Here is a 10,163-nt window from a genome sequence, read left to right on the forward strand (position 1 = left end):
TGCCACGGTCGGCAACTCCGCGCTGCTCCAGGCCGTCGCCGAGGCCGCCGAGGCGCGCGGGTATGCGCTCGCCGTGGTGACGCTCGGTGCGGAGGGGCGGATCGGCGAGGCCTTCGACCGGCTGCGTGACCAGGGCGTGGACGGCGCGATCGTGCTGAACGAGGCTTCGGCGCTGGCTCGCGACGCGGATCCGGCCGGGCTCGCGCTCGTCGTCGTGGACGCCCCCGCGGATCCGCGCTTCACCGTCATCGGGACGGATCACGCGGCGGGCGCCCGTGCGGCGACCGCGCACCTGCTCGACCGGGGTGCGGAGGCTGTGCACCACCTCGCGGGGCCCGAGGGCTCGTTCGCTGCCGCGGAGCGCGAGCGCGGCTGGCGGGAGGAGCTCGCGGCGCGCGGACTCCGGATCCCGGATCCGCTGCGCGGGGACTGGAGTGCGGGGTCGGGTCACGACCGCGGCCGAGTGCTCGCCGCCGATCCGGCGGTCACCGCCGTCTTCGCCGCCAACGACCAGATGGCGCTCGGTCTGCTGCGCGCCCTCGCCGACGCCGGCCGCGGGGTTCCGGACGATGTCGCCGTCCTGGGCTTCGACGACATCGCCGACGCCGCCGAGTTCCGCCCGCCGCTCAGCACGATCCGGCAGGACTTCGCCGCGCTCGGCGAGCTCGCCGTGCGCCTCGTCGTCGACCGCGTCGAGGGTCGCGACGTGCAGGATCCCGCGCTTCTCACTCCCGCCCTGATCCCCCGCGCCAGCGCCTAGCGCCCTCCCGCGCTCCCGCTCTCCCTCGTTCCACTTTCGAGTCGTCCCTCTGAGCGGACCCCATGGCGTGCGCTGACGCGGACGACTCGGAGATGTGAAGCCACTCCGGTTGGTTCGCCGCGCCCCGTTCTCGAGTCGTCCCCCTGAGCGGACCCTATGGCGTGCGCTGACGGGGACGACTCGGAGATGTGAAGCCACCCCGGTTGGTTCGCCGCCCCCGTTCTCGAGTCGTCCCCTTGAGCGGACCCTATGGCGTGCGCTGGCGGGGACGACTCGAAAGGTACGCGCTCCACCCGCGTGCTCCACCCGCAGGCGGGAACGCCCCTTGCGGCTCGCGCATCCGCATGTCACCATAGGCTGGAAAGCGCTTACCAGCACACGTCGCGCACGACGAGCAACGCAACCGGCGAGACCACGACGGCCGCCGAGGCAAGGAGAGGGGACACCGTGTCCGAGACGACCACCCGCGAGATCGGCATCATCATGAACGGCGTCTCCGGGCGCATGGGCTACCGCCAGCACCTGGTGCGTTCGATCCTCGCGATCCGCGAGCAGGGCGGCATCGAGCTCCCCGACGGCACCCGCGTCACCGTGAAGCCGATCCTGGTCGGCCGCAGCGCGCAGAAGCTGGCCGAACTCGCGACCAGGCACGGCATCGAGGACTGGACGACCGACCTCGACGCCGCCCTCGCGGATCCGCAGTGGGAGATCTACGCCGACTTCCTCGTCACCAAGGCGCGCGCGACCGCGATCCGCAAGGCGATCGCCGCAGGCAAGGCGATCTACACGGAGAAGCCGACCGCCGAGTCCGTCGAGGAAGCCCTCGAACTGGCCCGCCTGGCCCGGACCGCGGGCGTCAAGACCGGCGTCGTGCACGACAAGCTCTACCTTCCCGGCCTGCAGAAGCTGAAGCGGCTCATCGACTCGGGCTTCTTCGGGCGCATACTCTCCGTCCGCGGCGAGTTCGGCTACTGGGTGTTCGAGGGCGACTGGCAGCCTGCGCAGCGCCCGAGCTGGAACTACCGCACCGAGGACGGCGGCGGCATCATCAGCGACATGTTCCCGCACTGGAACTACGTGATGGAGAACCTCTTCGGCGAGGTCAAGAGCGTCTACGCGCAGGCCGCCGTGCACATCGCCGACCGCTGGGACGAGAACGGCGAGCACTACACCGCCACCGCGGAGGACGCCGCGTACGGCATCTTCGAGCTCGAGGGCGGCATCGTCGCGGAGATCAACTCCAGCTGGACCGTGCGCGTGAACCGCGACGAGCTGGTCGAGTTCCAGGTCGACGGCACGCACGGATCCGCCGTCGTCGGCCTGTTCGGCGCCAAGATCCAGCACCGCAACGCGACCCCGAAGCCGGTGTGGAACCCCGACCTCGCCGACGCGCACGACTACGACGCGGACTGGGCCGAGGTGCCCGTGAACGACGTGTTCCTCAACGGCTTCCGCCAGCAGTGGGAGGAGTACCTGGTGTCCTACGTGCTCGGCACCGACTACGCCTTCGACCTGCTTTCGGGCGCCAGGGGCGTGCAGCTCGCCGAGGCGGGCCTGCAGTCCTCCGCCGAGGGCCGCAAGGTCCCGCTGCCCGCGCTGAGCCTGGACTGAGGCCGGCCATGACGACGATCCGCCTCCTCGCGGCTTCGGGGGAGACCTCCGACGCCGCCCTCAACGACTCCGGCGCATACGCGCGCCCTGCCTCGCCGCTGCGGAGCCGCGTCGCCTACGCGGCGGCGCACGTCGTGCCCAGGGCGCACGCCGACAACACACCGGGGCAGCCGGCCGACATCGACTGGGACGCCACGCTCGCGTTCCGCCGCAACGTGTACTCCTGGGGCCTCGGCGTCGCCGACGCCATGGACACGGCGCAGCGCAACATGGGGCTCGACGCGGCGGCCACCCGAGAGCTCATCGCGCGCAGCGCCGAGGTCGCGCGGGAGGAGGGCGGATCCGTCGTCGTCGGCGTCAACACCGATCACGTCGAGGAGGAGCGGATCCCGCTGCGGCAGGTGATCGACGCGTACGTCGCGCAGCTGCACTTCACCGAGGAGCAGGGCGCGGGGCCCGTGCTCATGGCCTCGCGCCACCTCGCCCGCGTCGCGGAGTCGCGCACCGACTACCTGCGCGTGTACGCCGCTGTCCTGCAGCAGGCGACCACCCCGGTCGTCCTGCACTGGCTCGGCACCGCGTTCGACCCGCAGCTCGAGGGGTACTTCGGATCCCGTGACTGGCGGGAGGCGTCCGGCACGCTGCTGCGGATCATCGAAGAGAACCCCGGCAAGATCGCGGGCGTCAAGATGAGCCTGCTGAACGCAGAATCCGAGATCGCGGTGCGCGAGCGGCTCCCCTCGGATGTGCGCATGTTCACCGGCGACGACTTCAACTACGTCGGGCTGATCGGGGGATCCTCGATCCGGTCGTCGAGCGAGGACGACGACGTCGACGGAGAAGCAACGCCGCCCTCCGAAGGGCACTCGACCACGAGAAGGTCGCACTCCGACGCGCTGCTCGGCGCGTTCGCGGCGATCACGCCGGTCGCCTCGGCGGCGATCCAGGCGCTCGATGCGGGGGATCCGGACCGCTACCTCGAGATCCTCGGTCCGACCGAGGAGCTCAGCAGGCAGGTCTTCGCCGCGCCCACGTTCTACTACAAGACCGGGGTCGCGTTCCTGGCCTGGTTGAACGGGCACCAGCCCGCGTTCCAGATGGTGGGCGGCCTGCACTCGGCGCGCAGCCTGCCGCATCTCAGCCGCATCGTCGAGCTCGCGAACGCCTCGCTCGCCCTCGAAGATCCGGAGCTCGCGCGGGAGCGGTGGCACGGGATGCTGCGCCTGAACGGAGTGGACGCATGAGCGCCGCCGCGGATCCCCGCCTCTCGATCAACCAGGCCACGATCAAGTACGCCGATCTGGCCACCGCGCTCAGGGTCACCGCGGAGGCGGGCGTACAGGGCATCGGCCTGTGGCGCGAGCCCGTGAACGAGGTCGGCCTCGATATCGCCGCGCGGATGCTCGCCGACTCCGGGCTGCGCTTCACGACGCACTGCCGCGGAGGGTTCTTCACGCTGCCGGACGGGCCGGAGCGGCGCGCGGCGCTCGACGACAACAGGCGCGCGATCGAGGAGACCGCGACCCTCGCCGCCGCGGGGGCCGAGGGGTCCACGGCCGTGCTCGTGCTCGTCGCGGGCGGGCTGCCCGAGGGATCCCGCGACCTGATCGGGGCGCGGGAGCGGGTGCGCGACGCGATCGGCGAGCTGTCGGCCGATGCCGCCGCCGCGGGCGTGACGCTCGCGATCGAGCCGCTGCACCCGATGTTCGGATCCGACCGCTGCGTCGTCTCCACGCTCGGGCAGGCCATCGACATCGCGGCGGACTTCGACCCGGCGGTGGTCGGCGCGGCGGTCGACACCTTCCACATCTGGTGGGATCCGCAGGTGCTCGAGCAGATCGCCCGTGCCGGCCGCGAGGGGCGCATCGCGACGTATCAGGTGTGCGACTGGAAGACGCCGCTGCCCGCCGACGTGCTGCTGAGCCGGCACTACCCGGGGGACGGCGTGATCGACTTCGCCTCGCTCACGCGTGCCGTGGTCGCCACCGGCTACGCCCGCGACATCGAGGTGGAGATCTTCAACGCCGACGTCTGGGCGCAGGATCCCGCCGAGGTCGTCCGCCGCACCGCCGAGTCCTTCGCCGCCGCCGTCTCCCCGCACCTCGGCTGACCCCCGCTCGCTCCCGCCCCCGCTTCGTCCCCGCCCCGCTTCGTTCCGCCCGCCCCGGTGCCCCTTCCATGACCGCGAGACTCCAACTGGGCGACGAGACTGCGCCTCACAACCGCAGTCTCGTCGCCCAGTTGGAGTCTCGCGGAGATAGCAAGCGGTGAACGGCCAGGGCGCCCACGTGAAAGGCTGACCGCATGACCATCCGAACGGGGCTCTGCTCTGTGACCTTCCGGCAGCTGGATCCGGCGGCGATCGCGACGCTCGCGGCTGACGCCGGGCTGCAGGCGATCGAGTGGGGCGGGGACGTGCACGTGCCCCCGGGGGATCCCGCCCGCGCTGCCGAGGTCGCCCGGATCACGGCCGAGGCCGGGCTCGCGGTCTGCTCGTACGGCTCGTACTTCCGCGCGCAGGCGGGGGAGGACATTGCCCCGGTCCTGGACTCGGCGGAGGCGCTCGGCGCCGACCGGATCCGCGTATGGGCGGGGAGCATCGGATCCGCGGACGCCACCGCGGCCGACCGCACCGAGATCATCGACGCGCTCGCGGACGCGGCGGAGCGCGCAGGGCGCCGCGGGATCTCGCTCGCGCTGGAGTTCCACGGGCGCACGCTCGCCGACGACGCCGAGCAGACGCTGCGGGTGCTGGCAGAGGTCGCCAGCCCGCACCTCTCCACGTACTGGCAGCCCACCGTCTCGGCGCCCGATGAGGTCGCCGTGGCCGAGTACGAGCGCCTCGCCGACCGGACCTCCGCGGTGCACGTCTTCTCGTGGTGGCCCGTGGCCGAGCGGCTCCCGCTCACTGCGCGGGACGGCCTGTGGACGGCGTTCGCCAAGGCGGCGGCCGTCGCGGCGAACCCTCCGCGCGACGCACTGCTCGAATTCGTGCCGGGTGACGACCCCGCCGCGCTCGCCGCGGAGGCCGCGGCGCTGCGCGGGTACCTCGCGGCGGGCGCGGCGCGCACTAGGCTCGGGGCATGAATCCGGGAAGCCCTTCCCCGCGGGCCGCGTCCGCGGCTCCCCACGCGGCGACGCTGCAGGATGTCGCGCGGGAGGCCGGGGTCTCGCTCGCCACGGCCTCGCGCGTGCTCAACGGCTCCGAGCGCAAGGTCGCCGGGGCCTTCCGCGAGCGTGTGGAGCGCGCGGCCGAGGCACTCGGCTACACCCCGAACGTCTCGGCGCAGGCGACCGCCCGCGGCCATTCCCCCGTCATCGCCCTCCTCGTCGCCGACATCGCCGACCCCTACTTCGGTCAGATCGCCGCGGGCGTCGCGCGGGGCGCGGACGAGTACGGCCTCGTCGTGACGATCTCGATCACCGAGCGCGACCCGGAGCGGGAGAACCGGATCCTGCGGGCGCTGCGCGGCCAGCGTCCGCAAGGGCTGATCCTCGCGGCCTCACGGTCGGACGACGCGGAGGGCGGATCCGTCTCCGCCGAGCTGGAGGCCTTCGAGCGCTACGGCGGACGGGTGGTCGCCTTCGGGGACCTGCCGGGTGACGGTGACGATGGCGGCTACGCCGGCGCGCGCACCGTCGTGATCGACAACGCGGGCGGTGCCGAGGAGCTCGGACGCCGCATGGCCGCGTTGGGCTACCGCTCCGCGATCGGCATCGGCGCCGCCGAGGGCGTGCGCACCTCGGATGACCGCCTGACCGGCTTCGCCCGGGGCTTCGCGTCGGGCGGCGGGACGATGGATCGGATCCATCGTGGCGACTTCCGGCGCGAGTCGGGGGCCGAGGCCATGGCCACGGCACTGGACGAGGGCGTCGAGCCCGGCACGCTGGTCTTCGGGATGAGCGATGTCGTCGCGCTGGGCGCGATGTCGGCGATCCGCGCGGCCGGCCGTGCGGTCGGGTCGGACATCGCCGTGTGCGGCTTCGACGACGTCTCCGCGAGCGGCGACGTGACGCCCGCGCTCACCACGGTGCGCGTGCCCCTGAACGAGGCGGGGTACCAGGCGTTCCGCGCGATCGTCGACGACGGCTGGACCCAGGCCCCGCTCCCCGTCGAGGTCGTCGTGCGGGGGAGTACCCCGGGCCTCGCCTGACGGTCGTGTCCCACGTTCGGCTCAGAAATCACTCGATCCCGCGCCGAAACCGGGACACGGCAGAGCCAGACCGGGACATGCCGCGGCCAAAACCGGCCCCGGCACACGCCCCGAACCGGATCAGCCCCCGAGCGCGGCGCTCACGACCGCCCTGGCCTCCTCCTGCACGCGGGCGAGGTGCTCGGGGCCGAGCAGAGACTCGGCGTAGAGCTTGTAGACGTCCTCCGTGCCGGAGGGGCGCGCGGCGAACCAGGCGTGCTCGGTCTGCACCTTGAGCCCGCCGATCGCCGCGCCGTTGCCCGGTGCGTGCGAGAGCTTGGCGGTGATCGGCTCGCCGGCGAGCTCGGTCGCGGTGACAGACTCCGGAGACAGCCTGCCGAGCGTCGCCTTCTGCTCGGGGGTCGCGGGGGCGTCCACGCGCTGATACGCCGAGGCGCCGAACGCCTCCTCGAGCTCGCGGTAGCGCTCCGACGGCGTCTTCCCGGTCACAGCGATGATCTCCGCGGCGAGCAGGCAGAGCAGGATGCCGTCCTTGTCGGTCGACCACACGGATCCGTCCCGGCGCAGGAACGACGCCCCGGCGGACTCCTCGCCGCCGAAGGCGACGGATCCGTCGAGCAGTCCAGGCACGAACCACTTGAACCCGACGGGCACCTCGAGCAGTCTCCGTCCGAGGGACTCCGCGACGCGGTCGATGATCATGGACGACACCAGCGTCTTGCCGATCGCGGCGTCGCGGCCCCAGCCCTCGCGGTGCGAGAACAGGTAGTCGATCGCGACCGCGAGGTAGTGGTTCGGATTCATCAGGCCCGCGTCAGGGGTCACGATGCCGTGCCTGTCGGCGTCGGCGTCGTTGCCCGTGAGCACGTCGTAGTCGCCCTTCTTCGCGACCAGCGACGCCATCGCGGAGGGGGAGGACGGATCCATCCGGATCTTCTCATCCCAGTCCAGGGTCATGAAGCGCCAGGTCGGGTCGACTTCGGGGTTCACGACGGTGAGGTCCAGGCCGTGCATCTCGCCGATGAGGGCCCAGTACTCGACCGAGGCGCCGCCGAGCGGATCCGCCCCGATCCTGACCCCCGCGCGCTTGATCGCCTCGACGTCGATGATCGAGGGCAGATCGCGGACGTAGCCGTCGCGGAAGTCGTAGGTGCCGAGGCCGTCGGCGTCGATGTCGGCGAAGCGGGTGCGCTTCACGCCCTCGAGCCCGGCCTCGATGAGCTCGTTCGCGCGGTTCGCGATCCAGCCCGTGGCGTCGGTGTCGGCGGGGCCGCCGTGCGGGGGGTTGTACTTGAAGCCGCCGTCCCGCGGCGGGTTGTGCGACGGGGTGACGACGATGCCGTCGGCGCGGCCGGGCTCGTCGTCGGACCGGTCGCGGTTGTAGGTGAGGATCGCGTGGCTGAGCGCGGGGGTGGGCACCCACGCGTCGCGGGAGTCGACGAGCACGTCGACGTCGTTCGCGACGAGCACCTCGATCGCGCTGCGCTCGGCGGGGCGGCTGAGCGCATGCGTGTCGCGGCCGAGGAAGAGCGGGCCGGTGATGCCCTGCGCGGTGCGGTAGTCGACGATCGCCTGGGTCGTGGCGAGGATGTGCTGCTCGTTGAAGCTGCCGCTCAGGGAGGACCCGCGATGCCCGCTCGTGCCGAACACGACTCTCTCGGTGGAGACCTTCGGATCCGGGATCCGGTCGTAGTAGGCGGCGATCAGCTCGTCGACGTCGATCAGGTCGCTTTCCTCCGCGGGGAGGCCGGCTCGGCTCGTCATGCAGCTAGTCTGCCCCGGCGGGCCCCGGATCGCATCATCGTTTCGGCGCGGGGCGGCCGCGGCCCACCCCGCCGTCGGGCGTCGGGCGCCCGGCCAGGCGCGACACCTGCACGATCCGAGCACGGATGCACGATCGGATCCGGCATTCCGTCGTGCATCCGTGACGGGATCGTGCCGCTGTCCGTGTCATCGACCAGAGCCGGGGTCGCGCCCCGGACTAGGCTGAAAGCCGTGACCGATGCCGCCCCCGCCCGCCGTACCTACAGCTATCTCGGCCCCGCGGGGACGTTCACCGAGGCGGCTCTGGAGCAGGTCCCCGAGGCGCGCGGGCACGAGTGGCGTCCGGTGCACAACGTGGGCGAGGCGCTCGCGGACGTGCTCGAGGGGCGCAGCGACGCCGCGATGATCGCGATCGAGAACTCGGTCGAGGGTGGGGTCACCACGACGCTCGACGCCCTCGCGACGCTGCCCGGCCTGCGGATCGTCGGAGAGTACCTGGTGAAGGTCGATTTCGTCCTGGTCGCAGCCCCCGGCACCAGGATCGAGGACGTCACGGTCATCGCCGCGCATCCGGTCGCGTACGCCCAGTGCTACGGCTGGCTCGGCGAGCACATCCCGAAGCATCAGCACGTCCCCGCCGCGAGCAATGTGGCGTCGGCGCTCGGGATCCTGGACGGGTCGCTGCCCGCGGACGCCGCGATCGCCGCGCCCGGCATCGTGCAGCACCACGACCTCGAACTGCTGGCCGACGGCATCGGCGACAACGACAACGCCGTCACCCGGTTCGTGCTGGTCTCGCGCACCGTGGCGCCGGCGCCGCCGACCGGCGCCGACAAGACCTCGCTCATCGTGGAGCTGCCCGTGGACCACGCCGGCGCCCTGCTCGAGCTGCTGGAGCAGTTCTCCACGCGCGGCATCAACCTGTCCCTGCTGCAGTCCCGGCCCATCGGCGACGAGCTGGGCCGGTACCGGTTCGTCCTCGACGCGGACGGGCACATCCAGGACGAGCGGATGGCGGATGCGCTGCTCGGCATCCGGCGGTTCAGCCCTCGCGTGGTCTTCCTCGGCTCGTATCCCCGCGCCGACCGGCGGATCGTGCAGTACCCCGAGCGCTACGCGGACGACGTGTTCGTCGAGGCCCGCGACTGGCTGCGCGGCCTGATCGCGGGCGAGCCCGAGGCGTAAGCCCGAGCCGGCCGAGCCCGCCGAGCCCGCCGAGCCCGCCGAGCCCGCCGGGCCCCCGGCCGCGGACGCCCCGAGGACGACGTCCGGCCCGCCGGATCCGTCCGTCGTCCGCCTCAGACCCCGGCCAGCTCCGCGTCGAGTTCGGCGGCGGTCGGCGGCATGGCTCCGGCGCGGGCGACGGTGAGGCCGGAGGACACCGCGGCGGTCCGGCCGATGTCGGCGAGCTGCTCCTCGGTGAACCGCCCCGCGAGCGCGTCGACGACGCCGACCCGCTGCACGATCGCGGCGATCAGGCCGGACATGTACGCGTCCCCGGCGCCGATCGTGTCCACCGCGACGGTCGGGCGGGCCGGCACGTCGAGCCGGGCGGAGGCCGTGCGCAGGACGCTCCCGGACGCCCCGTGGGTGACGGCGACGAGCTTCGCGCCGGCGGCGAGCAGCCGCTCGGCGGCGGAATCGGCCGCGCCGGGGTAGAGCCATTCCGCATCCTCGTCGCTGAGCTTCACGACGGCGGCGCGGGCGGCGTAGCGCTCCACGACCGCGCGGGTCTCGGCGGGCGGCGGCATGAGGGCAGGGCGCACGTTCGGATCGAACGTCACCAGCACGTCCCCCGGCAGCGATTCCACGAGGGCGAGGACCCCGTCGGATCCCGGCGCGCGCAGGGCGCCGATGGATCCGACGTGGACGGC

Annotated in this window: 9 protein-coding genes; 7 read left to right on the forward strand and 2 right to left on the reverse strand. The window is 72.6% G+C overall.

Going from position 1 to position 10,163, the window contains the following annotated elements:
* The 6 genes from B7X32_RS14130 to B7X32_RS14155 all read left to right on the forward strand — a co-directional run.
* On the forward strand, positions 1-760 hold a 760-nt coding region (locus B7X32_RS14130; protein ID WP_292720810.1), incomplete at its 5' end, for a substrate-binding domain-containing protein.
* 483 nt (positions 761-1,243) lie between these two features.
* Positions 1,244-2,371, forward strand: a complete 1,128-nt coding sequence (locus tag B7X32_RS14135; protein ID WP_292720826.1) for a Gfo/Idh/MocA family oxidoreductase — start codon at positions 1,244-1,246, stop codon at positions 2,369-2,371.
* 8 nt (positions 2,372-2,379) lie between these two features.
* The gene (locus B7X32_RS14140) at positions 2,380-3,615 is read left to right on the forward strand and encodes a dihydrodipicolinate synthase family protein (protein WP_292720812.1); all 1,236 of its coding nucleotides are present in this window, start codon (positions 2,380-2,382) and stop codon (positions 3,613-3,615) included.
* Positions 3,612-4,481: a sugar phosphate isomerase/epimerase family protein gene (locus B7X32_RS14145; RefSeq protein WP_292720814.1), complete on the forward strand. Its 870-nt coding sequence runs from the start codon at positions 3,612-3,614 to the stop codon at positions 4,479-4,481. Before B7X32_RS14140 ends, B7X32_RS14145 begins: the two co-directional genes overlap by 4 nt.
* A gap of 194 nt (positions 4,482-4,675) precedes the next feature.
* Positions 4,676-5,458 carry a TIM barrel protein gene (locus B7X32_RS14150; protein WP_292720817.1) on the forward strand — a complete coding sequence of 261 codons (783 nt, stop codon included), beginning with the start codon at positions 4,676-4,678 and terminating at the stop codon, positions 5,456-5,458.
* Positions 5,455-6,525 (forward strand): LacI family DNA-binding transcriptional regulator, encoded by a 1,071-nt coding sequence (locus tag B7X32_RS14155; protein ID WP_292720819.1) that lies wholly within the window; start codon positions 5,455-5,457, stop codon positions 6,523-6,525. The genes B7X32_RS14150 and B7X32_RS14155 overlap by 4 nt, the downstream gene beginning before the upstream one ends.
* A gap of 120 nt (positions 6,526-6,645) precedes the next feature.
* Here the strand turns inward: B7X32_RS14155 and pgm are convergent, their stop codons facing one another.
* Positions 6,646-8,289 (reverse strand): phosphoglucomutase (alpha-D-glucose-1,6-bisphosphate-dependent), encoded by a 1,644-nt coding sequence (gene pgm / locus B7X32_RS14160; RefSeq protein ID WP_292720821.1) that lies wholly within the window; start codon positions 8,287-8,289, stop codon positions 6,646-6,648.
* Between the two features lie 222 nt (positions 8,290-8,511).
* On the opposite strand from pgm, the gene pheA reads away from it, so the two are divergent.
* The gene (gene pheA, locus B7X32_RS14165; protein ID WP_292720829.1) at positions 8,512-9,474 is read left to right on the forward strand and encodes a prephenate dehydratase; all 963 of its coding nucleotides are present in this window, start codon (positions 8,512-8,514) and stop codon (positions 9,472-9,474) included.
* A 113-nt stretch (positions 9,475-9,587) separates the two neighbouring features.
* Here pheA and B7X32_RS14170 read toward each other — a convergent pair.
* Positions 9,588-10,163, reverse strand: a 576-nt coding sequence (locus B7X32_RS14170; protein WP_292720824.1) for a PfkB family carbohydrate kinase, incomplete at its 5' end; no start/stop codon positions are given.

Source organism: Microbacterium sp. 13-71-7, from assembly GCF_002257455.1.
Classification (GTDB): Bacteria; Actinomycetota; Actinomycetes; order Actinomycetales; family Microbacteriaceae; genus Microbacterium.

Excerpts from the sequence above, each read along its gene's own strand:
- B7X32_RS14140 (WP_292720812.1), top strand. The coding sequence starts at position 2,380 with ATGACGACGATCCGCCTCCTCGCGGCTTCGGGGGAGACCTCCGACGCC.
- B7X32_RS14150 (WP_292720817.1), top strand. The coding sequence starts at position 4,676 with ATGACCATCCGAACGGGGCTCTGCTCTGTGACCTTCCGGCAGCTGGAT.
- B7X32_RS14155 (WP_292720819.1), top strand. The coding sequence starts at position 5,455 with ATGAATCCGGGAAGCCCTTCCCCGCGGGCCGCGTCCGCGGCTCCCCAC.
- pgm (WP_292720821.1), bottom strand. The coding sequence starts at position 8,289 with ATGACGAGCCGAGCCGGCCTCCCCGCGGAGGAAAGCGACCTGATCGAC.
- B7X32_RS14145 (WP_292720814.1), top strand. The coding sequence starts at position 3,612 with ATGAGCGCCGCCGCGGATCCCCGCCTCTCGATCAACCAGGCCACGATC.
- B7X32_RS14135 (WP_292720826.1), top strand. The coding sequence starts at position 1,244 with ATGAACGGCGTCTCCGGGCGCATGGGCTACCGCCAGCACCTGGTGCGT.